22 protein-coding genes are annotated in these 21,796 nt (G+C 68.5%); 14 read left to right on the top strand and 8 right to left on the bottom strand.

Going from position 1 to position 21,796, the window contains the following annotated elements; genetic code table 11:
- Positions 1-9: 9 nt before the first annotated feature.
- Positions 10-909 carry a YihY/virulence factor BrkB family protein gene (locus WG903_RS15440; RefSeq protein WP_340077003.1) on the top strand — a complete coding sequence of 300 codons (900 nt, stop codon included), beginning with the start codon at positions 10-12 and terminating at the stop codon, positions 907-909.
- Here the strand turns inward: WG903_RS15440 and WG903_RS15435 are convergent, their stop codons facing one another.
- On the bottom strand, positions 910-1,668 hold the full coding sequence (locus WG903_RS15435; RefSeq protein ID WP_340077001.1) for a 3-hydroxyacyl-CoA dehydrogenase: 759 nt from the start codon (positions 1,666-1,668) through the stop codon (positions 910-912).
- A gap of 259 nt (positions 1,669-1,927) precedes the next feature.
- On the bottom strand, positions 1,928-2,476 hold the full coding sequence (locus tag WG903_RS15430; protein ID WP_340076999.1) for a phasin family protein: 549 nt from the start codon (positions 2,474-2,476) through the stop codon (positions 1,928-1,930).
- 192 nt (positions 2,477-2,668) lie between these two features.
- On the opposite strand from WG903_RS15430, the gene WG903_RS15425 reads away from it, so the two are divergent.
- The 3 genes from WG903_RS15425 to WG903_RS15415 are packed head-to-tail and all read left to right on the top strand — an operon-like array spanning position 2,669 to position 4,757.
- Positions 2,669-3,601, top strand: a complete 933-nt coding sequence (locus WG903_RS15425) for a histone deacetylase family protein (protein WP_340076997.1) — start codon at positions 2,669-2,671, stop codon at positions 3,599-3,601.
- Positions 3,598-4,035, top strand: coding sequence for an acyl-CoA thioesterase (locus WG903_RS15420; RefSeq protein ID WP_340076995.1), 438 nt, complete (start codon positions 3,598-3,600; stop codon positions 4,033-4,035). The genes WG903_RS15425 and WG903_RS15420 overlap by 4 nt, the downstream gene beginning before the upstream one ends.
- On the top strand, positions 4,032-4,757 hold the full coding sequence (locus tag WG903_RS15415) for a nitroreductase (RefSeq protein ID WP_340076993.1): 726 nt from the start codon (positions 4,032-4,034) through the stop codon (positions 4,755-4,757). The genes WG903_RS15420 and WG903_RS15415 overlap by 4 nt, the downstream gene beginning before the upstream one ends.
- Here WG903_RS15415 and WG903_RS15410 read toward each other — a convergent pair.
- Positions 4,754-4,993 carry a CsbD family protein gene (locus WG903_RS15410; RefSeq protein ID WP_340076991.1) on the bottom strand — a complete coding sequence of 80 codons (240 nt, stop codon included), beginning with the start codon at positions 4,991-4,993 and terminating at the stop codon, positions 4,754-4,756. The two genes, WG903_RS15415 and WG903_RS15410, sit on opposite strands and share 4 nt — an antisense overlap.
- Positions 4,994-5,073: 80 nt before the next feature.
- Here WG903_RS15410 and WG903_RS15405 point away from each other — a divergent pair, with 80 nt between their 5' ends.
- The 5 genes from WG903_RS15405 to WG903_RS15385 all read left to right on the top strand — a co-directional run bounded on the left by WG903_RS15405 (position 5,074) and on the right by WG903_RS15385 (position 11,852).
- Complete coding sequence (locus WG903_RS15405; protein ID WP_340076989.1) at positions 5,074-6,285, top strand: citrate transporter; 1,212 nt, start codon at positions 5,074-5,076, stop codon at positions 6,283-6,285.
- On the top strand, positions 6,282-7,259 hold the full coding sequence (locus WG903_RS15400; RefSeq protein WP_340076987.1) for a 2-hydroxyacid dehydrogenase: 978 nt from the start codon (positions 6,282-6,284) through the stop codon (positions 7,257-7,259). Before WG903_RS15405 ends, WG903_RS15400 begins: the two co-directional genes overlap by 4 nt.
- A 65-nt stretch (positions 7,260-7,324) precedes the next feature.
- Positions 7,325-8,827: a DNA recombination protein RmuC gene (gene rmuC / locus WG903_RS15395; protein WP_340076985.1), complete on the top strand. Its 1,503-nt coding sequence runs from the start codon at positions 7,325-7,327 to the stop codon at positions 8,825-8,827.
- Positions 8,824-9,978: an MFS transporter gene (locus WG903_RS15390; protein WP_445263607.1), complete on the top strand. Its 1,155-nt coding sequence runs from the start codon at positions 8,824-8,826 to the stop codon at positions 9,976-9,978. The genes rmuC and WG903_RS15390 overlap by 4 nt, the downstream gene beginning before the upstream one ends.
- A 47-nt stretch (positions 9,979-10,025) precedes the next feature.
- Complete coding sequence (locus tag WG903_RS15385) at positions 10,026-11,852, top strand: sensor domain-containing diguanylate cyclase (protein WP_340076983.1); 1,827 nt, start codon at positions 10,026-10,028, stop codon at positions 11,850-11,852.
- Here WG903_RS15385 and WG903_RS15380 read toward each other — a convergent pair whose 3' ends face one another.
- Positions 11,853-12,716, bottom strand: coding sequence for an LOG family protein (locus tag WG903_RS15380; protein WP_340076981.1), 864 nt, complete (start codon positions 12,714-12,716; stop codon positions 11,853-11,855).
- A 71-nt stretch (positions 12,717-12,787) separates the two neighbouring features.
- Between WG903_RS15380 and WG903_RS15375 the strand changes: the two genes are divergently transcribed.
- Complete coding sequence (locus tag WG903_RS15375; protein WP_340076979.1) at positions 12,788-13,402, top strand: hypothetical protein; 615 nt, start codon at positions 12,788-12,790, stop codon at positions 13,400-13,402.
- Here the strand turns inward: WG903_RS15375 and WG903_RS15370 are convergent.
- From WG903_RS15370 to efp, 3 genes are read right to left on the bottom strand one after another with little or no spacing between them, the layout of a single operon-like run.
- Entirely contained in the window at positions 13,399-14,277 is an 879-nt protein-coding gene (locus tag WG903_RS15370; protein ID WP_340076977.1) for an AEC family transporter, read from the bottom strand. The genes WG903_RS15375 and WG903_RS15370 overlap by 4 nt on opposite strands.
- Entirely contained in the window at positions 14,277-15,053 is a 777-nt protein-coding gene (locus WG903_RS15365) for a heme-dependent oxidative N-demethylase subunit alpha family protein (protein ID WP_340076975.1), read from the bottom strand. The genes WG903_RS15370 and WG903_RS15365 overlap by 1 nt, the downstream gene beginning before the upstream one ends.
- A 52-nt stretch (positions 15,054-15,105) precedes the next feature.
- Complete coding sequence (gene efp / locus WG903_RS15360) at positions 15,106-15,660, bottom strand: elongation factor P (RefSeq protein ID WP_340076973.1); 555 nt, start codon at positions 15,658-15,660, stop codon at positions 15,106-15,108.
- A gap of 148 nt (positions 15,661-15,808) precedes the next feature.
- Here efp and WG903_RS15355 point away from each other — a divergent pair, with 148 nt between their 5' ends.
- Complete coding sequence (locus tag WG903_RS15355) at positions 15,809-17,392, top strand: phosphoethanolamine transferase (protein ID WP_340076971.1); 1,584 nt, start codon at positions 15,809-15,811, stop codon at positions 17,390-17,392.
- Here WG903_RS15355 and earP read toward each other — a convergent pair.
- On the bottom strand, positions 17,338-18,351 hold the full coding sequence (gene earP, locus WG903_RS15350; RefSeq protein WP_340076969.1) for an elongation factor P maturation arginine rhamnosyltransferase EarP: 1,014 nt from the start codon (positions 18,349-18,351) through the stop codon (positions 17,338-17,340). The genes WG903_RS15355 and earP overlap by 55 nt on opposite strands.
- Positions 18,352-18,388: 37 nt before the next feature.
- Here earP and uvrC point away from each other — a divergent pair, with 37 nt between their 5' ends.
- Genes uvrC through WG903_RS15335 form a run of 3 tightly spaced genes read left to right on the top strand, consistent with a single transcriptional unit; the run spans position 18,389 to position 21,784 of the window.
- Positions 18,389-20,320: an excinuclease ABC subunit UvrC gene (uvrC, locus tag WG903_RS15345; protein ID WP_340076967.1), complete on the top strand. Its 1,932-nt coding sequence runs from the start codon at positions 18,389-18,391 to the stop codon at positions 20,318-20,320.
- A gap of 10 nt (positions 20,321-20,330) precedes the next feature.
- Positions 20,331-20,900, top strand: a complete 570-nt coding sequence (gene pgsA, locus WG903_RS15340) for a CDP-diacylglycerol--glycerol-3-phosphate 3-phosphatidyltransferase (RefSeq protein WP_340076965.1) — start codon at positions 20,331-20,333, stop codon at positions 20,898-20,900.
- A gap of 5 nt (positions 20,901-20,905) precedes the next feature.
- Positions 20,906-21,784, top strand: coding sequence for a DMT family transporter (locus WG903_RS15335; RefSeq protein WP_340076963.1), 879 nt, complete (start codon positions 20,906-20,908; stop codon positions 21,782-21,784).
- Positions 21,785-21,796: the final 12 nt, after the last annotated feature.

Below are 21,796 nucleotides of genomic sequence, written 5' to 3'. Positions count from 1 at the left end.
TACTGACCCATGCTCAGCCCGCGCATTGCCCACGTCCTGAAGAGTCCGGGTTCGTTCACCTGGACCGTCCTCAAGCAGTTCAAGAAAAACCAGGGCCTGTTGCTGGCGGGGGCGGTGGCGTACTACGCGCTGCTTTCGATCGTGCCACTCCTGATCCTGCTCGTGATGGCGCTGTCGTACTTCGTCGACCAGGCGCTGCTGCTCTCGACGCTGGGCCGCTACCTCGAATGGCTGGTGCCGGGCCAGTCGCGCACGGTGATCGGCGAGCTGCACGACTTCCTCACGAACAGCAACGTGGTCGGCTGGGTGCTGCTGGTGACCATGCTCTTCTTCAGCTCGCTCGCATTCACGGTGCTCGAGAACGCGTTCTCCGTGATCTTCCTGCACCGCATCCAGGTGAAGAAGCGGCGCTACATCGTCTCGGCGGTGCTGCCGTACGTCTACATCCTGTGCCTGGGCGTCGGCGTGCTTGTCGTGACCCTCGCATCGAACAGCCTGCAGGCCATCGGGCAGGACAGCATCGTGATCCTCGGCCACGAGTGGGGGCTCAAGGGCGTCTCCGGCGCCCTGCTGTACTTGCTGGGGCTCGCGGGCGAGATTCTCGTCGTGAGTTCCGTGTACATCGCGATGCCGGTGGGACGCCTGCCGTGGCGGCATGCGCTGATCGGCGGCGCGACGGCCGCGGTGCTGTGGGAAATCACCCGCCACATCCTCGCGTGGTACTTCAGCACGCTGTCGAAGGTGAGCGTGGTGTACGGCTCGCTCACCACGTCCATCATCGTGCTCTTCAGCCTGGAGATCGGCGCGACGCTGCTGCTGCTGGGCGCGCAGGTGATCTCGGAGTACGAGCGCATCGGGCTGCCGGAGCCGCCCGACGTTCCGAACCCCTTCCGGGAAACCCAGTCCTGATTACTTCGGCGCGAGGCGGATCGCGCCGTCCAGGCGGATCGTCTCGCCGTTGAGCATGTCGTTCTCGAAGATGTGCCGCGCGAGCTTGGCGTAGTCCTCGGGCGTGCCCAGGCGCGAAGGGAAGGGCACGGCGGCGGCCAGCGCATCCTGCACGTCCTTCGGCATGCCGAACATCATCGGCGTGCCGAAGATGCCGGGCGCGATGGTCATCACGCGAATGCCGGAGCGCGACAGGTCGCGCGCGATGGGCAGCGTCATGCCGACCACGCCGCCCTTGGAAGCGCTGTACGCGGCCTGGCCGATCTGGCCGTCGTAGGCGGCGACGGAAGCGGTGTTGATCACGCAGCCGCGCTCGCCGGTGGACTCCGGCTCGTTCTTGCCCATGGCCTCGGCGGCCAGGCGCGTCATGTTGAAGGTGCCGATCAGGTTCACCGTGATGCAGCGCTTGAAGGTCTCGAAGTTGTGCGGGCCGTTCTTGCCGACCGTGCGCTCCGCCGGCGCGATGCCCGCGCAGTTCACCAGGCCCATCAGCTTGCCGGTGGCGGTGGCCTTCGCGACCACGGCCTTGCCGTCTTCCTCGCTGCTCACGTCGCATTTGACGAACGCGCCGCCGATCTCCTTGGCGATCGCCTCGCCCTTGTCGGCCTGCATGTCGGCGATGACGACCTTGCCGCCGAGCGCGGCCAGCATGCGCGCGGTGCCTTCGCCGAGGCCCGATGCGCCGCCGGTCACGATGAAGACCTTGCCTGCGATGTCCATGGGATTGTTCTCCTGGGGGGTGAATTGACGTAAACGTCAATTATCGCGGAGCGGGGCGGGCCGGAAACAAAAAAAGCCCGGTGCAAGCACCGGGCTATGAAGGATCCCTGAACCCTTGAGGGTGTCGAAAGGACCCGAGGAGACAACCAGAAGAACTTCCGTTCGATGACGGGAGTATCGGGTGGGTTCCCCGTGTTTTGTAGAGTTGCCGCCTCAATCGAGGGGCGGCCCTCCAGCTGTTTCTTCGATTCGCGAGCGCTTAGCGCTTCTTGGACGACGTCGTGGTCTTGGTGGCGCTCAGGGCTTGCGAAGCGACGGCGTTGAAGTTGGCTTCGGCCACTTCGGACGCTTGCTTGACGGCCTTCTGCACGGACTCGAGGGCGTTGTTGCCGGCGGCAACGGCGCTCTTGAACACGGCGACGGCGGTCTCGCTGCCGGCCGGGGCGTTCTTGGCGGCGTTGTCGACGACGGCCATGAACTTCTTCTGCGCGTCGGCGGCTTGCGACTCGAACGTCTTGGCGAATTCGGCGGTCGTGGCCGACGAGATGTCGTACAGGTGACGGCTGTAGGCAGCGGTCTTCTCGGCCAAGGGCTGGAACAGCGAAGCTTGCAGGGCCAGCAGCTCTTGCGCGTCCTTGACGGCCAGGGCGGCTTGCGTGGTGCCGGCGGCTTCGGCCAGGGCGGCCTTGGTGGCGGTCAGGTTCAGCTCGACGAGCTTCTCGACGCCTTCGAAGGCCTTCGAGGTCAGGCCGAAGAGGGTTTCGACGTTGGCTTTTTGCGAGGCCAGGACTTGTTCAGCGGTCAGCATGTTCAATTCTCCAAAGAGGGTGGTGGATCGTCATCTGCCCTGAACCCGGTTGGCCCGGCTGTTGTTGCAGCGCAGCATGGGTCGTATTTTAGGGAGCCTTTCCGCCAATGCAAGTCCTTTTTGCTGCGTTGCAACATATTAGGACCGAACCCCTAGAAAACGGCTCTTCCCCGGTCCCGCCACAATCCTGTCGTGCAGGTCCATTACGCCACGCAGTTCGTGCTGCCGCTGCCGCCGGGGCACCGCTTCCCGATGGCCAAGTACCAGATGCTGCGCGACCGCCTGGCGGATGAGCTTCCCGGCGCGATCCAGCTCAGGCAGGCGCCGCCCGCCACGGACGGGGAACTGGCCCTGGTCCACACCCCCGCCTACATAGGCGCGATCAGCGACGGCTCGGTCGACGCCCAGGTCATGCGCGAGATCGGCTTTCCTTGGAGCGAGGCGATGGTCGAGCGGGCGCGGCGCTCGGTGGGCGCGACCATTTCGGCCTGCCGCGCGGCCTTTGCGGAAGGCGTTGCCGCCAACATCGCGGGCGGCACGCACCACGCCTACGCCCACAAGGGCGGCGGCTTCTGCGTGTTCAACGATGCGGCGGTCGCGGCGCGCCTCATGCAGGCCGAGCGCCTGCGCACGAGGGGCAAGCCGCTGAAGGTCGCGATCGTCGACCTCGACGTGCACCAGGGCAACGGCACCGCGCACGTGTTCCGCGGCGACGACTCGGTCTTCACGCTCTCTTTGCACGGCCAGAAGAACTTCCCTTTCCGCAAGGAAGCGAGCGACCTGGACGTCGACCTGCCCGATGGCTGCGGCGACGACGAGTACCTGCATGCGCTGGACCAGGCCCTGGAGGAGCTGGACCGGCGTTTCGATCCGGGCCTCGTGATCTACCTCGCGGGGGCCGATCCGCACGAAGGCGACCGGCTGGGGCGCCTGAAGCTCACCTGGGACGGCCTCGAAGCCCGCGACCGCCGCGTCTTCGAATGGGCATGGCAGCGCGAGCTGCCCGTCGCATTCGCGATGGCCGGCGGCTACGGCACGCGCATCGAGGACACCGTGCAGGTGCAGGTCAACACCTTCAAGGTCGCGGCGCAGTACGCCGCGCGCTGGCAGAATCGTCCGCGATGAGCGACAACAAACCGCAGCCGGAGCGGCGCAGCGCCTACCGCGCCTTCCAGGACATCACGACGCGCTGGATGGACAACGATGCCTACGGGCACGTCAACAACGTCGTCTACTACAGCTGGTTCGACACGGTGGTCAACGGCCACCTGATCCGCGAGGGCGCCCTCGACATCCACAACGGCGAAGTGATCGGCCTCGTGGTCGAGACGCAGTGCAACTACTTCGCGCCCCTCGAATTCCCGGACCTCGTGGAGGCGGGGCTGCGCGTGGCGCACCTGGGCCGCTCGAGTGTGCGCTACGAGGTGGGCCTGTTCGCCAAGGGCGGCGAGACCACGGCCGCCAAGGGCCACTTCGTCCACGTGTACGTCGACCGCGCCACGCGCCGCCCCGCGGAACTGCCGCACAAACTCAAATCGGTGCTGGAGGCGCTGCGATGACCCGACATGCCGTGACCGCGGTGGTGAACGACCCCGCCAGTGTCGATACCGCGATCGAGACGCGCTTCTCCGCGCGGGCCTTCCTGCCGAAGCCCGTGCCGCGCGAAACCATCGAGCACATCATCTCGGTGGCGCGGCGCGCCCCCTCTGGCACCAACACGCAGCCGTGGCGCGTGTACGTACTGCAAGGCGCCAGCCGCGACGGCCTCGTCGAGAAGGTGTGCGCCGCCCATGACGCGATCTACGCCAACCCCGCGCTCGCCGTCGAGTACTCGGAGGAGTACGACTACTACCCGCAGAAATGGGTGTCGCCGTACATCGACCGCCGCCGGGAGAACGGCTGGGGCCTGTACGGGCTGCTGGACATCGCCAAGGGCGAGAAGGACAAGATGCACGCGCAGCACCACCGCAACTTCAAGTTCTTCGATGCGCCGGTGGGGCTGATGTTCACGCTGGACCGCATCCTGGGGCGCGGCTCGCTGGTGGACTGCGGCATGTTCCTGCAGAACATCATGGTGGGCGCGCGGGCCCACGGCCTGCACACCTGCCCGCAGGCCGCGTGGAACCCCTTCGCGAAGATCATCCTGCCGCACATCGGCGCGGGCACCGACGAGATGCTGCTGTGCGGGATGTCGATGGGCTATGCGGACCCGATGGAGAAGGTGAACACCTTCCACACGCCGCGTGTCCCCGTCGAGGAATTCACCAAGTGGCTTGACTAGGACTGGTTGCGCGCCGGCGTGTCGTCCAGCGAGACGTCCGGGTTGCGCTGCTCGAAGTCCTGCACCTGCCGATTCGCTTCGGCCTTCGCGATGCCGTGGCGTTCCTGGATGCGCCCGAGCAGCTGGTCACGCTTGCCGGCGATCACGTCGAGGTCGTCCTCGGTGAGGCGGCCCCACTGCTCCTTGATCTTCCCTTTGACCTGTTTCCACTGGCCCTTGATGCGGTCCTGGTTCATGGCGGTTCTCCCTTGCAAACCAATGTAGGCACGCAGGGGGCGAAGCCGCGGTAGGAGAACGCCGATAATCGGCGCGTCCCATGGCCCTGGCTGGCATCCCCCTCGATTTCGTCCTGTTCGCGCTGACCCTCGCCGGCGTCGCGCTGTTCCACCACCACACGCTCGCCGTCGCCCTCACGGGGCTGGCGGCCATCGCGCTGTTCAAGCTGGGCTTCGGCGACTTCGGCGGCGTGACGGGCGTCCGGGGCCTGGTCCAACTGCTGGGCCACGAGTGGGTGATCCTCGCGAACCTGCTGGGCCTGCTCCTCGGCTTCGCGCTGCTGGCCGACCATTTCGAGCGCAGCGGACTGCCGACCCTCTTGCCCCGGTACCTGCCGGACGACTGGAAGGGCGGCTTCTTCCTGCTGGTGATCGTGTTCGTGATGTCCAGCTTCCTGGACAACATCGCGGCCGCCATGATCGGCGGCACGATGGCCGGCGTGCTGTTTCGCAAGCGTGTGCACATCGGCTACCTCGCCGGCATCGTGGCCGCGAGCAACGCGGGCGGCTCGGGCAGCGTGGTCGGCGACACGACCACCACCATGATGTGGATCGCCGGCGTGAAGCCCGGCCAGGTCTTCGAGGCCTACGCGGCCGCCGTCGTGGCGCTGGTGATCTTCGGCGTCTTCGCTGCGCGCCAGCAGCACCGGCTGCAGCCGATCATGCGGGACGACCCCGTCGATGCCTTCTTCGAACCCGCGCGGCTCGCGATCGTCGCGGTCATCCTGCTGGCGGCCATCGCGGCCAACGTCTTCTTCAACCTGTACGACGTGCAGGTGCTGGACCGCTGGCCGGTGATCGGCGCCGCCGTGTGGGTGGCCATCGCGGCGACGGCGGCCTGGCGCAAACCCGACTGGTCGCTGCTTCCCGGCGCGCTGCGCGGCAGCGTTTTCCTGCTGGCGCTCGTGCTGTGCGCGGCGATGATGCCCGTGAAAGCACTGCCCGACCCGTCGTGGCAGACGGCCCTGGGCCTGGGCTTCGTCAGCGCCGTGTTCGACAACATCCCGCTCACCGCGCTGGCCTTGCACCAGGGCGGCTACGACTGGGGTTTCCTCGCCTACGCCGTCGGTTTCGGCGGTTCGATGATCTGGTTCGGCTCCTCCGCCGGCGTGGCGCTGTCCAACATGTACCCCGAAGCGAAATCCGTGGGCGCGTGGCTCAAGGCCGGCTGGCATGTCGCCGTGGGCTACGTCGCCGGCTTCTTCGTCCTGCTGGCCCTGCTCGGCTGGCACCCAGACTCCCTGACCCGATGAAACCCAAGATCCTGGTCGCGCGCGCGATCTTCCCCGAAACGCTCGACAAGCTGCGGCAGCACTTCGACGTCGAGGACAACCAGGCCGACGAGCTTTGGAACAAGCAGCAGTTCGCGGCGCGGCTGGCCGACAAGGTGGGCGCGCTCACCACCGCGCAGCCCGTCGATGCCGAATCGCTCGCCAACGCGAAGCAGCTGAAGATCTGCGCCAACATGGCGGTGGGTTTCAACAACTTCGACGTGCCGGCGATGACGGCGCGCGGCGTGCTGGGCACCAACACGCCCGACGTGCTGACCGAAACCACCGCCGACTTCGGCTTCGCGCTCGTGATGGCCATCGCGCGCCGCATGACCGAAAGCGAAATCTTCCTGCGCGCGGGCAAGTGGGACCGCTGGCGCTACGACATGTTCGTCGGCAGCGAGGTGCACGGCGCCACTTTGGGCATCCTCGGGATGGGCCGCATCGGGCAGGGCATCGCCCGGCGCGGCGCGCACGGCTTCGGCATGAACGTGATCTATCACAACCGCTCGCGGCTCGACCCGGCGACCGAGGCCGAATGCAAGGCGCGCTACGTCGGCAAGGAAGAATTGCTTCGCACCGCGGACCACGTGGTGCTGGTGGTGCCGTACACGAAGGAGTCGCACCACACCATCGGCGAGAAGGAACTGGCGCTGATGAAGCCGACCGCCACGCTCACGAACATCGCGCGTGGCGGCATCGTCGACGACGCGGCGCTGGCAAAGGCCTTGCGCGAGAAACGCATCGCCGGCGCGGCCCTCGACGTCTTCGAAGGCGAGCCGAAGGTCCATCCGGACCTGCTCACCGTGCCGAACGTGGTGCTCACGCCCCACATAGCGAGCGCCACGGTGGCCACGCGCCGCAAGATGGCGGAGCTCGCGGCGGACAACCTCATTTCGTACCTTCTTCACGGCAAGGCGCTCACTCCTGTCAATCCCGACGTGCTGAAGGCCTGAGGGACCCAGCGAAGCGGTATCCTCGGGGGACAGCGGGCGCAGTCGTACCTGCCCGCGAAGAGGGGATGACTTTGGATGCGCACTCGCTAGCTATCGCCTTCGCGCTCCTGGCCGGGTTGGCTCTCGGCGCGTTCGCGGCGGTGCGGTTCGCACGCGGCGGCCAACGGCTGCTGGAGGAGGCCGCCCGACGCTTTGAAGCCGACCTGGCGCTCGCGCGGCAGCAACTCGATGCCACGAAGCTGGAACTGGACCGCTCACGCGACGACGTCGCCCGGCTGGATGAGCGCGCCACTCGCTTGGCCGAATCGCTCGAGGAATCGCGAAAAGGCGCCGAAGCGGAGAGAGCGGGCCGCGCCACGGCCGACTCTGAAGCGGCGCGCCTGCGGACCTCGCTTGCAGAGCTGAACGCCCAGCGCGAGGGCGAGCGCAAAGCTGCAGAGGAGAAGCTGGCCTTGCTGCGCGAAGCGAAGGAAGTCCTGTCGAACCAGTTCGAGGTACTCGCTAACCAAATCCTCGAGCAGAAGTCGCAGAAGTTCGCGGAACAGAACCGCACCGCGCTCGGCGCCTTGCTTGACCCGCTGCGCACGCAGCTGACCGACTTCAAGGGGAAGGTCGAGGAGGTTTACGTCCAGGAGACCAAGGGTCGCAGTGCGCTGGAAGAGCAGGTCAAGCAGCTGCTCTCCCTCAACCGAACCCTGAGCCAGGACGCGCAGAACCTCACCGATGCGCTCAAGGGCAAAGCGCAAGTGCAGGGTGCCTGGGGAGAGTGGGTGATGGAGGAGATGTTCACCTCGTCTGGTCTCCTGAAGGACGAGCACTATTCGCTGCAGGACAGCCGCACGCGCGACGACGGCTCGCGTGGGCGCCCAGACGCGCTCGTCAACCTGCCGGGCGGCCGGCAATTGGTGGTCGATTCCAAGGCGTCATTGGTGGCCTACGAGCAGTACGCCAGCGCCAAAACGGACGACGAGCGCGCCGCGGCGTTGCGCGCCCACCTGGAGTCGATGAAGAAGCACATCACGGGCCTTTCAGTGCGTGAGTACCAGAAGCTCTATCCGACGATGGACTTCGTGATGATGTTCGTGCCGTTGGAACCCGCGTTCATGCTGGCCGCGGCAAACGATAGGCAACTGTTTTCGCAGGCGTGGGAAAAGAACGTCCTGCTCGTCAGCCCTTCGACCTTCCTCTTTGTTCTACGCACCGTCGCCTACCTTTGGCGGCAGGAGTCGCAGAGCCGCAATGCGCAGGACATCGCGAAGCGGGGCGCGCTGCTGCACGAGAAGTTCTGCGACTTCGTCAGGGATCTGGAGTCTGTCGGCGACAGGCTGAGGCAAGCCCAGGTGGCGTACGACGAGGCAGCGAAGAAGCTCAGTACGGGAAGCGGCAACCTCGTGTCGCAAGCCCAGAAGCTCGAAGGCTTGGGCGTGAAGTCGACCAAGAAGATTCCCGCGACGTTCATCGAGGGTTCCGAAATCGACGTTGGGGTCGCAGAACAGCTCGCGTCGCTGGCGGCGAGCAATACCCCGCGTGAGTCCGACGGGGACCCCGCCGCGCCAGCGGCTGCATGAACGACGGCGGCCTGAAGCCGGCGCTGGTGCGCCTGATCGCGGGCCAGATCTGCCTGCACGCCTGCATGGCCGGCACGCGCATGGCCGCGCCGCTGATGGCGCTGCGCGAAGGGCAGAGCGAGGCGGCGGTGGGCGTGCTGCTGGCGCTGTTCGCGCTGACGCAGGTGTTCCTCGCGCTGCCGGCCGGCCGCTACGCGGACCGCCACGGCCTGAGGAAGCCCGTCGGCTTCGCGGTGCTGGCCGCGACGCTGGGCGCGGGCATCGCGGTGATCCTGCCGACGTTCCCCGTGCTGTGCATCAGCGCCTTGCTCACCGGCGGTGCGACAGGCGCCGCGTCGATCGCGCTGCAGCGCCACGTGGGCCGCGCGGCCGAGAACCCGACGCAACTGAAGCAGGTGTTCTCCTGGTTGGCCATCGGGCCGGCAGTGTCGAACTTCGTCGGGCCCTTCGCGGCGGGCTTGCTCATTGACCACGGCGGCTTCCAGCTGGCGTTTCTTGCGATGGCGGCGCTGCCGCTGGTGTGCTGGTTCTGGGTGCAGGACGCCGAGGAACTGCCGCCGGTCATCCGGCCCGAGGGCGACGACCAGTCACGGGCGTGGGACCTGTTGCGGGACGAAGGCTTCCGGCGCCTGCTGCTGGTGAACTGGATCCTCGCCTCGTGCTGGGACGTGCACACGTTCGTCGTGCCGGTGCTGGGGCACGAGCGCGGCCTGTCCGCGTCGGTGATCGGTACGATCCTCGGCTCGTTCGCCGTTGCCGCCGCGGCGGTGCGCGTGATGCTGCCGATCTTCGCGGCGCGCCTGCGCGAGTGGGCGGTGATCACCGCCGCCATGGGCGCGACCGCCGTGGTGTTCGCGATCTACCCGCTGATGCACGCGCCGCTGGCCATGGGACTGTGCTCGGTGCTGCTGGGCATGGCGCTGGGCTGCGTCCAGCCCATGGTCATGAGCACCTTGCACCAGATCACGCCGGAGCACCGGCACGGCGAGGCGGTGGCCATGCGCGTGATGGCGATCAACGCCTCGAGCGTGACCATGCCGATTCTGTTCGGGATGGCGGGCGCGTTCATCGGGGTCTCGGGCGTGTTCTGGGTCGTCGGCGCGGCCGTCGGCTCGGGCATGCGCCTGGCCATGAAACTCGGGCGCGACTAGCTGGCGCAAACGCCCGCCCGGTGCGAAGATCGCCGGGCGGAGAACCCATGGGACGTTCGTTGCGGCCGGCGCTCGCGCATCTGCTCGCATGCGCGCTGGCCCTGCTGTTGCCCGTGGCCGCGCAGGCGCGCCACATCCTCGACCTGGACGTGCGCACGCAGCCCGCGCAGCTGAAGGACTGGGGCGACTGGCTGGTGGACGAATCGGGCGCCGCGTCGCTGCGCGTGGTGCTGGCCCAAGGCGATCGATTCGCGCCCACGCTCGTCGACAAGCCCTACCCGGTGCGCCCGGGCGACGTGCTGTGGATCCGCTTCACCGTGCCCGCGGCGCCCGACGAGCAGCGCTGGTACGTGCGCATCGCCGACCCGGCCCTCGACTCGGTCACGCTCTACACGCGCCGCAACGACGAGAGCTGGACGCCGCAATGGGCCGGCGACGCCTTCCCCGTGTCCGCCTGGGCCCTGCCGCACGTGCATCCCGTGCTGCCGCTGGTGGTCTCTGCGGCCGACCCGACGAACTACCTGCTGCGCGTGGAGGCGGCCGACGGCTTCCACGTGCCCATCGAGTTCGTCAGCGAGAGCTGGCTGTCGTGGGAGCAGCAGCGGCTGTCGCTGCTGTACGGCGTGTATTTCGGGCTGCTCGCGATGGGGGCGATCTTCTCGCTCGCGACGTCGGCGGTGCAGCGCGACGCGAGCCACTTCTGGTTCGGCACGTGGACGGCGCTGGCCCTGCTCGCCACCGCCAGCGCCGCCGGCGTGGCGGGCCTGCACCTGTGGCCCGAGTCGCCGGCCTGGAGCGATGCGGCGCACCACGTGCTGCCGGCGGCGGCGACGGCGCCCTTTGTGCTGTTCCTCGTGCAGGTGCTGGCGGTGCGCGAGCGCGCCGAGCGCATCTTCTGGCCGTGCATCTTGCTGGCGGTCGCGGCCCTGGGCGTCGCGGCGCTGTGCGGCATCGCCCCGAGCCCGGCGCGGCGCTGGCTGTCGGCGGGCACCGTCGCGGTCACGGCGGGCGCCACGCTCGCCGTCATCGGCTGGGCCAAGGACCACGGCGAGCAGCTCGCCCCGCGCCTGCTACTGGCCATGGCGCCTTTCGCGGCGACGCTGGCCGCGTACGCCGGCCGCGACCTGTTCGGGCCAGCCTTCGCGCAGCGCGCGCTCGTGTTCCTGCTCGCGGGCCTGGCGGTTTCCATCTGCGGCACCTACCTGTTGCTCGCCACACGCACGCAGGCGCGGCGCGACCCGCACCGGCGCCTGGCCCAGCTGCAGGAGGTCGACCCGCTCACGGGCCTGGTCAACGACAGCGTGTTCGCGTCGCGCATGGGCGAGCTCATCGAGCGCGCGCGCCGCTTCGGGCACCAGAGCGTCGTCGCCATCGTCGAGTTCTCGAACTTCCCGCAGCTGCGCTCGGAGTTCGGCCGCAAGCATTCGCTGGAGATGCTGCTGCGGCAGGCCGAGCGGCTCAACGCCATGATGCGCACCGTCGACACGGTGGCGCGGCTGGGCGAAGCGAGGTTCGGGCTGCTGGTGGAGGGTCCCGTCGCGCCGTCGCGGGCGAAGGCGCTGAGCGCGAAGGTCATCGCGCACTGCATCACGCCGATGGCGGGGCTGCCGCTGGGCATGGTGCTCAAGCCGCGTGTCGCGCTGGCCCTCGTGCCCCTGCACGGCAGCCGCGTCGGCTCGGTGATGGAAACGCTGGAGGCCTTGTTGCGCGGCGCCGAACGGGACCCGGGCCGGATCATCCTGGTACCGGACGTGCCCGGCGAGGCCTACGTGCCGTCGGAGCCCGACATGCCGCAGCCGCAGCTCACGATGCCGTCGACCGCCGCGGGCGACACGGAGTTCCAGCCGACCAGCGCGCGCGACGAGGTCGACTGATCAGAGCCGGTAGAAGGCCTTGATCGCTTCCCACGCCACCTCGGGCGTGTCGGCCCAGGTGAACAGCTGCAGGTCCTGCGGCGAAATCACGCCTTCGTCGACGAGCACGTCGAAGTTCACCAGCTTCTTCCAGTAATCGGTGCCGAAGAGCACGATGGGCACCTGCTTGGCCTTGCGCGTCTGCACCAGCGTGATCACCTCGAACAGCTCGTCGAGCGTGCCGAAGCCGCCGGGGAAGGCCACCAGCGCCTTCGCGCGCATCATGAAATGCATCTTGCGCAGCGCGAAGTAGTGGAACCGGAAGTTCAGCGCCGGGGTGACGTAGGGGTTGGGCTTTTCCTCCATCGGCAGCGCGATGGCCAGGCCCACGCTGATGCCGTTGGCTTCGTGCGCGCCGCGGTTGGCGGCCTCCATGATCCCCGGGCCGCCGCCGGTGCAGATGAACAGCATGTCCTGCGGTTCCTTGCCCGCGCTGTACTCGGCCACGAGCCGGCCGAAGGCCCGCGCTTTCTCGTAGTAGGGCGCATTGCGGGCGAGGGCCTTGGCGCGGCGGATCATCTCCGCATCGCCGCCGGCCTCGGCCTTCTTCACCAGTTCGGCCGCTTCGTCCTCGCTGCGGAAGCGCGCGCTGCCGAAGACCACGATGGTGTTCTCGATGCCCAGCGCCTGCTGCTCCAGGTCGGGCTTGAGCAGCTCGAGCTGGAAGCGGATGCCGCGCGTCTCGCGCCGCAGCAGGAATTCGGGGTCGGCGAAGGCGAGGCGCCCGGCGTCGGGGTCCAGCGGCAGGCCTTGGGTGGAATGCGACGTCAGCGTCGCCCATGCATCGGCCAGGCGCCGGTCATGGAGGTTTCTCGTCGAGGGCATGGCCGCATTCTGCGGCAGCCGGGCCAATCGCGGGTATCCTTGCGCCCGGCGGAAAACGCCAGGGGACGAGGTTGGACGACACGCTGTATCACCTGCTGCTGGAAGGCCGCCAGGTCGGCCCGTACGACAAGCGCACGATCGTGGGCATGCGCCAGAAGAACACGCTCGCCGATGGCAGTGTGCTCATCGGTCCGGACGGTCGCAAGCTCACCGTCGAGGAACTGATCCGCGGCCCGCGGGACGAGTTCGCACTGACCGGCACCTTCTCCCTGATCAAGGCGCGCTTCGACGCGAAGCTTGCCTCCTCCGACCGCCACGGCCCCCTGCCGCGGTACGAAGGCGATCTCGAGGTGCGCGTGCAGGAGGACATCCTGCGCGTGGCCGGCAAGGACGACCGCGTGAAGATCGCGCTGAAGGATGTGGTGCACGCCCGCGCGCGCGACCAGTTCGCCGACCTGTGGCTGCGCACCGACGACGGCAAGCTGCAGGCGGCCAGCTTCGAGATGGCATCGCCGCAGGCCGCCTCCGAACTCGTGAAATGGCTGTCCGGCGCGACGCCGCCCACGACCGCCGTGCTTGCCGAGAAGGGCGCGCCCATGCCCTACGGCATCGTCATCGGCGTCGCCGGCGCCGTCATCGCGATCGTGCTGGTGGTGATCGTGCTGTTCGGCGCGCGCGTGCGCTAGAGCGACAGCGCGAGGCCCAGCGGCACGAAGACGATCGCCAGCGCATTCCCCAGCAGGATCATCGCGGCGACCCGCTCGGGCTCCTGCCGGTAGCGCTCGGCCAGCATGAACTGCATGACCGCCGGCGGCAGCGCGGCGAAGAGCAGCAGCTGCGCGCGCGCCATGCCTTCGAGGCCCAGGGCCCACGCGAGCGGCAGCGCCACGGCCAGGCCGATCAAGGGCCGCGCGAAGGCCCCCAGCAGGCCGCGCGGGATGTCCTCGCGCCGCAACTGCGTGAGGCGCACGCCGAGGGACAGCAGCATCAGCGGCAGCATGGGCTCGCCCAGCATCTTCAGGCCCGTGAAGATCACGTCGGGCGGGCGCACGCCGGTGGCCGCGCTGGCGAAGCCCAGTGCGCTCGCGATCATCAGCGGGCTGAGCAGCAGCTCCTTCGTGCTCGCGTGCGCGCTCGTGATGCGCGCGCCCAGCGAGAAATGGATCAGGTTGCTGATGGAGAACAGGCCCACCGCCGCGCCGAACCCCGCCGGGCCGAAGGCCAGCAAGGCCAGCGGCAGGCCCATGTTGCCGCAGTTGGTGAACATCACCACCGGCACCAGGCTGCGGGCGCTGGTGTGCGTGCCGCGCGCCAGCAGCCACGCGATCGCTCCGCTGAGCAGGATGAGCCCGGCGCCCGCGGCGAGCAGCAGCGTGTGGTCCGCAAGGCGGAACTCCTTGCCGGCAAGCGCGGTGTAGACCAGCACCGGCGTCATCACGTCCAGCACGATGCGGTTGAACATCGTGAGGTCGGGCAGGGCGCGGCGGCCGTACCAGTAGCCCACGGCCACGATCATGAAGACCGGGATGATGACCTGCGCGATGCGCCAGGCGAGGTCCATCAGGCGCGTTCTGCCAGCCAGGCCACGAGCGGGTCGCGCGCGGGGGCGAGGCCCTTGTACGCGAGCACGCTGTCGCTCATCGTGGCGAGGGCATCGTGCAGCTTGCGTGCGGCGCCGGGCGCTGCAACGGCTTCCACCAGCGGTTGCAGCATGACGCGGATGGTGAACACGGACTGGCGGGCACCGGGCCCGACCGGGAAGAAGGTCTGGCGCTCGGCCCGCAGCCAGCAGCGGCCGGCGAAGGCCGCGCCCTGCAGCTGCACCGGCCACGGCTCGCGCGCATGCCGGCGCGGGTGCTGGTCGAAGCGGCCCGAAGGGGTCACCGTCCACACGAAGCGCTCCCAGCATTCACCCGACGTCGCGAGGTTCACGAGGTGCGCCGAGGCCGAAACGAGCAGCTTGTTGTCCGCGACCGGCGCATGCACGGCCGCGAAGTCCAGGCCGATCTTGTCTTCAGGCGCCCAGTGCGAAGGCACGCATACGCACAGCCACTGGAGGGTGCCGGTGTCGCCGTCGAGCACGGCGAAGTCCTGCTCGTACGCCAGTTCGGGCGGCAGGTCGCTGGGCAGGCGCTCGCGCATCGCGGCGATGGCCGCCGAGGGGTCGAAGCCCGCGGCGGCGTGGCGCGACTGGCCGGCATCGAACACGGCGGCCTTCTCGCGGTACAGCGCGCTGCCGGGAGCCAGGCGCGTCAGCTGGGGGTCGGACGCATCGAGCCGCCGCAGGCCGGGCTGCATGCGGAAGGGGACGGCGATGTCGACGAGGCTGAAGTCCATGCGGGCAAGAAAAAGGCTCCTTGCGGAGCCTTGATCGTAAGGGCTGGGGAAATCAGACGCGGCGGCGGTATTCGCCCGTGCGCGTGTCGATCTCGACCTTGTCGCCCTGCGCCACGAAGATCGGCACGCCGACTTCGAAGCCGGTGGCGAGCTTGGCGGGCTTGAGCACCTTGCCCGAGGTGTCGCCCTTGACGGCCGGCTCGGTCCAGGTGATCTCGCGCTCGACGCTGGTGGGGATTTCCACCGAGATCGCCTTGCCTTCGTAGAACACCACTTCGGCGGGCATGCCTTCCTCGAGGTAGTTCAGGGCGTCGCCCATGTTCTCCTTCTCCACCTCGTACTGGTTGTAGTCGGCGTCCATCCACACGTACATGGGATCGGCGAAGTACGAATAGGTGCAGTCCTTCTTGTCCAGGACGATCTGGTCCATCTTGTCGTCGGCCTTGAAGACGATTTCCGTGCCCTGGTTGTTGAGCAGGCTCTTGAGCTTCATGCGGACGGTGGCGGCGTTGCGGCCGCCGCGGGCGTACTCGGTCTTCAGCACGACCCAGGGGTTGCTGGAATGCATGATGACGTTGCCGGCGCGGATTTCTTGGGCGATTTTCATGGTGTCTGGCGGGGTTAGGCTGTCTCGGTCTGGCCGCTGGAACCGACAGGGCGAAACGCTGTGGACGGCGGCAACGCGCTCGGTGGCGCAAAGCCCTTGATTCTAACCTTTTTTGCTCACTCGCGTGCGCGAGGCATACTCGCCGGCCATGACGCGCCGCCCCGCGGTCCACACCGAAACGCTCCTCGCGCTGGCCGCGGTGTTCATGCTGCTCGCGGGCAACGGCCCGTGGTGGCGGGCGGCCCTGGCGCAACGCCCCTGGTCCGACCCCGGCACATGGGTCTTCGCCGGCGCGGTCTTCGTCACGCTGGCGTGCTTCTATTTCGCGTTCACGGCGTTGCTGGCCACCCGGCACACCGTCAAGCCGCTGCTGGCCTTGCTGCTGGTGCTGACGGCCTTCGCTTCGTACTTCATGGAACGCTACGCGGTCTACCTGGACCGGCCCATGATCCGCAACGTTTTCGCGACGAATCCCAAGGAAGCGGGCGAACTGCTGGGCTTCCGGCTGGCTTGGCACGTCTTCTTGTTCGGCGTGCTGCCGTCGGCGGTGATCGCGTGGCTGCGCGTCGCCCAGCGGCCGTGGAAGCGGGCCGTGGCCGTACGGCTCGGCTTCGTCGCCGGGGCGATCGCGCTGGGCACGGCCAGCCTGGTCCTGGTGTTCGCCGACGCCGCGTCGCTGATGCGCAAGAACCGCGAGATGCGCTGGCTCATCACGCCCGGCAACATCGTGGCGGCCGTGGCGGCGGAGACCTTCGCCACCAACGTCGCGGCCGGGCCGAAGCTGCCCATCGCCCCGGACGCGAAGCGCGACGCGGCGCCCGGCCAGCGACCGATGCTGTTCGTGCTGGTGGTGGGCGAGACCGCGCGTGCGCAGAACTTCTCGCTCAACGGCTATGCGCGCGAGACCGATCCCGAGCTGAAGCGCCGCAACGTGATCAATTTCCCGGACGCGACGGCATGCGGCACGTCCACCGAGGTCTCGCTGCCCTGCATGTTCTCGGCCTTCGGCCGCTCGAACTACGACGAGCGCAAGATCCTTTCGCACGAGTCCGTCCTGCACGTGCTGGCGCGCGCCGGCGTCGGCGTGCTCTGGCGCGACAACCAGTCGGGGTGCAAGGGCGTGTGCGAGGGCCTGCCGCAGCAGCAGTTCGAGGGCTTCGACGAAGTGCTTCTCGATGGCATGGACCGCGTGCTGCGGGACGCGAAAGGCAACCTGCTGGTCGTGATGCACCAGCTGGGCAGCCACGGCCCCGCCTACTACCGCCGCTACCCCCCGGCGTTCGCGCGTTTCCTGCCGGCCTGCGGCACCGACGAACTGCGGCAATGCCCCGATGCCGAGATCGTCAACGCCTACGACAACACCATCCTGTACTCGGATCACGTGCTCGGCCGGCTGATCGACTGGCTCGCCGCGCAGAAGACGCACGACACCGGGATGCTCTACGTCTCCGACCATGGCGAGTCGCTGGGCGAAAGCGGGCTGTACCTGCACGGCGTGCCCTACGCGATCGCGCCCGCCGTGCAAACGCGCGTTCCCTTCGTCGTGTGGCTGTCGCCGGCCTTGCAGCAGGACGCCGGCATCGACGACGGCTGCCTGCGCCGGCGCGCGCAGAAGGCCGTGAGCCACGACCACCTGTTCCACACCCTGCTCGGGATCTTCTCGGTGCGGACGAAGGCCTACGAGCCGGCGCTGGACGTGTTCGCCGGCTGCCGCACGAAACGCAGCAACTGAGTCACCAGGTCTTCCTGCGCCAGCAGGCGCTGCCGCGCGGCGAGGGCGGTATCGGCCCATGCGCGCGGCTCGAACACCGGCAGCGCAGGCGTGACGCCGTTCCAGGCGCGCTGGAAGTCGCGCCAGGCCGGCGGCGCGTCCAGCCAGTCCAGGAAGGCTTCCAGCTTCGCGTGGTGCGCGGCATCGTGCTGGGGATAGAGTTGCCACACGAAGGGCTGGCCGGCCCACAGGGCGCGTACCAGCGAATCCTCGCCGCGCACGAAGTTCACGTCGCACGACGCCAGCAGGGCGTCGAACCCGGGTTGCGGCATGAGCGGCAGGTAGGTGACGGAAAGCTGCCCCTGGCGCTGCGACGTCCCGAGCACGGCGCGCACGGCAGCCGTGGCGCGGCCGGCCGTGACCAGCAGCTCGGTGGGCTCATCGGACGCCGCGAGCTGCGTGATCAGCGCGGGCATGGCCGCCGGCTCATAGCAAAACATCGAGACGCGCCGGACAGCGTTCGTCGCAGCCGGTGCGGCGACAAGGCCGGGCTCGCGCAGGAGGCCACCCGTGCGCGGGGTGAAGCCCGGATAGAAGAAGCGCTTGACGAGCCCCGCGCCCGCGCCGGCCATGACGGGGGAGGGCAGGCCATGGCTGCGTTCGGCGAACGATTCGGCCGTGAGGTATTCGAGGTTCACCCAGGCGGGCGGGCGCGGCTGCGCGGCCATGAGCGCCTGGAAGGCCTGCGGCAGTTCGCAGCCGAAGGCTTCGACCACCACGTCGCCCGGGCCCGGGTGGGACGACCATGGCAGCACCTCGACGCCGGGCTCGCCCAGCGGCGCCATCCAGGCCAGCGCGCTCGCATCGTCCACGCGCAGGCGCACCCGCTCGCCCCGGCGCGCCAGTTGGGCCGCGAGGCGCCAGCACACGCCGATGTCACCATGGTTGTCGATGACGCGGCAGAAGATGTCCCAGAGCATGCGAGCGTGATTGTGGCCCCTGCACAATAGCGCCTGTATGTCCGAGGCCCATTCCGACGAGCTGCTGGCGCAGGTGGCGGCGCTGCCGCACATGCCGGGCGTGTACCGCTATTTCGACGCGCAGGACGGTGTCCTGTACGTGGGCAAGGCGCGCGACCTGAAGAAGCGCGTCTCGAGCTACTTCCAGAAGAACCACGGCGGCACGCGCATCGGCCACATGATCGGCAAGATCGCGCGGCTGGAAACGACGGTGGTGCGCTCCGAGGCGGAGGCGCTGCTGCTCGAGAACAACCTGATCAAGTCGCTCAACCCGCGCTACAACATCCTGTTCCGCGACGACAAGAGCTACCCCTACCTCAAGATCGTCTCGCACGCCTTCCCGCGCGTGGCCTACTACCGCGGCGCGGTCGACCGCAAGCACGCCTACTTCGGGCCGTACCCGAATGCCTGGGCGGTCAAGGAATCGATCCAGCTGCTGCAGAAGGTGTTCCGCCTGCGCACCTGCGAGGACACGGTCTTCGTGAACCGCACGCGGCCCTGCCTGCTCTACCAGATCAAGCGCTGCTCCGGGCCGTGCGTGAACCTCGTTTCGCCCGAGGATTACGCCAAGGACGTCGAGAATGCCAAGGCCTTCCTGCTCGGTGACACGCAAACCGTGCTGCAGCAACTGGAGGCAAGGATGCTGCGGCACTCGGAGAGCCTCGAGTTCGAGCAGGCCGCCGAGTTGCGCAACCAGATGACGGCCCTGTCGCGCGTGCTGCACCAGCAGTCGATCGAGACGATCTCGGACAAGGACGTGGACATCCTCGCCGTGCGCGTGCAGGGCGGCCGCGCCTGCGTCAACCTCGCCATGGTGCGCGGGGGCCGCCACCTGGGCGACCGGCCGTACTTCCCGACGCACATCGAGGACGCGAGCGTCGTGCAGGAGTTCGACGACGAGCTCGAGGGCGGCGCGGCCGTCCAACGCACGCCGGTCGAAGTCCAGGTGCTGGATGCCTTCATCGCGCAGCACTACATCGGCGTTCCGGTGCCGCCCGCGCTGATCACGAGCCACCCCGCGGACCGCGACCTGATCGCCGCGCTGTCGGAGCAGGCGGGCGTGAAGGTGAGCGCCGTGCACGCACCGCGCGAGCAGCGCCGCATCTGGCTCGAGATGGCGGAGAAGAACGCGGAGATCCAGCTCACGCGCCTGCTGGCCGAGGAAGGCTCGCAGCAGGCCCGCACGCGCGCGCTGGTCGAGGCGCTGGACCTCGCGCCCGACAACCTGGACACCTTCCGCATCGAGTGCTTCGACATCTCGCACACGGCGGGCGAGGCCACGCAGGCATCGTGCGTGACCTACCACCACCACAAGATGCAGAACTCGGAGTACCGGCGCTACAACATCGACGGCATCACGCCCGGCGACGACTACGCGGCGATGCGCCAGGTGCTGATGCGGCGCTACGCGAAGCTGGCCGAGGCCGGGCGCGACCCGCCGGAAGCCACGCCGAAGTCCGGTGGCGGCGGCAGCGCCCAGCGCCTGCCCGACCTGGTGCTGGTCGACGGCGGCAAGGGCCAGGTGAGCATGGCGCGCGAAGTCTTTGCCGAGCTGGGCCTGGACCTGTCGGTCATCGTCGGCGTGGAGAAGGGCGAGGGCCGCAAGGTCGGGCTGGAGGAACTGGTGTTCGCCGACGGCCGCGACAAGGTGTACCTGGGCCGCGAGTCGGCCGCGCTGATGCTGGTGGCCCAGATCCGCGACGAGGCCCACCGCTTCGCCATCACCGGCATGCGCGCGCGGCGCGCCAAGGTACGCGTGGGCGGCAGCCGGCTGGAGGAGATCCCCGGCATCGGCGCGAAGAAGCGTGCGCGCCTGCTGCAACGCTTCGGCGGCGTGCGCGGCGTGGCGGCCGCGGGGGTGGAGGACATCGCCAGCGTCGAGGGCATCTCGCGCGAGCTGGCCGAAGAGATCTACCGGGCGTTGCACTGATAATGGCCCGATGTTCTTCACGGTCCCCACGCTCCTGACCTGGACGCGCATCGTCGCGATCCCGCTGCTGGTGGGGGTGTTCTACCTGGGGATGAAGCCCGAGACGCAGAACCTCATCGCCACCGTGATGTTCGTGGTCTTCGCGTTGACGGACTGGCTCGACGGCTACCTGGCCCGCAAGTTGAACCAGACCTCGTCCTTCGGCGCCTTCCTCGACCCCGTGGCCGACAAGTTCCTCGTGTGCGCATCGCTGCTGGTGCTGGTGCACCTGAAGCGCGCCGACGTGTTCGTGGCCCTGATCATCATCGGCCGCGAGATCGCGATCTCGGCGCTGCGCGAGTGGATGGCGACGATCGGCGCGGCCAAGAGCGTGGCGGTGCACATGCTGGGCAAGATCAAGACGACGGTGCAGATGATCGCCATCCCCTTCCTGCTGTTCGACGGCGTGCTCTTCGGCCTCATCGACACGCACGTCTGGGGCAACTGGCTGATCTGGATCTCCGCGATCCTCACCGTCTGGTCGATGGTGTACTACCTGCAGAAGGCGCTGCCGGAGATCCGCAGCCGCGTGAAGCACTGATCGCCATGGCGGCCGATTCCCGCCAGGACTTCCTGGTGCGGGCCATGCCCGCCGTGTTCGTCGCCATCTGGAGCACCGGTTTCATCGTGGCGCGCTTCGGCATGCCGCATTCGCCGCCGATGACGTTCCTGGCGATGCGCTACGTGCTGTCCGTCCTCTGCTTCGCCGCGTGGGCGCTGGCCGCGCGGGCCGCGTGGCCACGCGAAGGCCGCCAGCTGTGGCACCTGGCGGTCACCGGCGTGCTGATGCATGCGGGCTACCTGGGTGGCGTGTGGGCCGCGGTCAAGCACGGCATGGGCGCGGGGCTGGTGGCGCTGCTCGTCGGGCTGCAGCCGGTGCTGACGGCCGTGTGGGTGTCCTCGCGCGGCGGCGCGGTGCATGCGCGGCAGTGGCTGGGCCTGCTCTTCGGCCTGGCGGGCCTGGTGCTGGTGGTGTGGCAGAAGCTCGGCCTGGGTGAAGTCCATCCCGACAACCTGCTGCTGGCGTTCGTGGCCCTGGTGAGCATCACGGCTGGCACGCTCTACCAGAAGCGCTTCGTCGCACCCTGCGACGTGCGCACGGCCAACCTCGTGCAGCTCGCGGCCGCGTTCGTCGTGACGCTGCCGCTGGCGCTGGCCGAGTCCGAAAGCATGCGTTTCAACGGCCAGCTCGCCGGTTCGATGGCGTGGTCCGTCCTTGCGCTGACGCTTGGCGGCAGTTCGCTGCTGTACCTGTTGATCCAGCGCGGCGCCGCCACGGCGGTGACGAGCCTGCTGTACCTGGTGCCGCCGTGCACGGCACTGATGGCCTGGGTGCTCTTCGGCGAGCCGATCACCGTGCTGACCATCGCCGGCATGGCCTTGACGGCGGTCGGCGTGAGCCTCGTCGTGCGCAGCCGCGCCTGAGTGCCAGAATCG

Origin of the sequence: Ramlibacter sp. PS4R-6, from assembly GCF_037572775.1 — a bacterium.
Lineage (GTDB): Bacteria > Pseudomonadota > Gammaproteobacteria > Burkholderiales > Burkholderiaceae_C > Ramlibacter.
The sequence above is the reverse complement of the archived record's forward strand: the minus strand, read 5'-3'. Positions and strand labels throughout refer to the sequence as shown.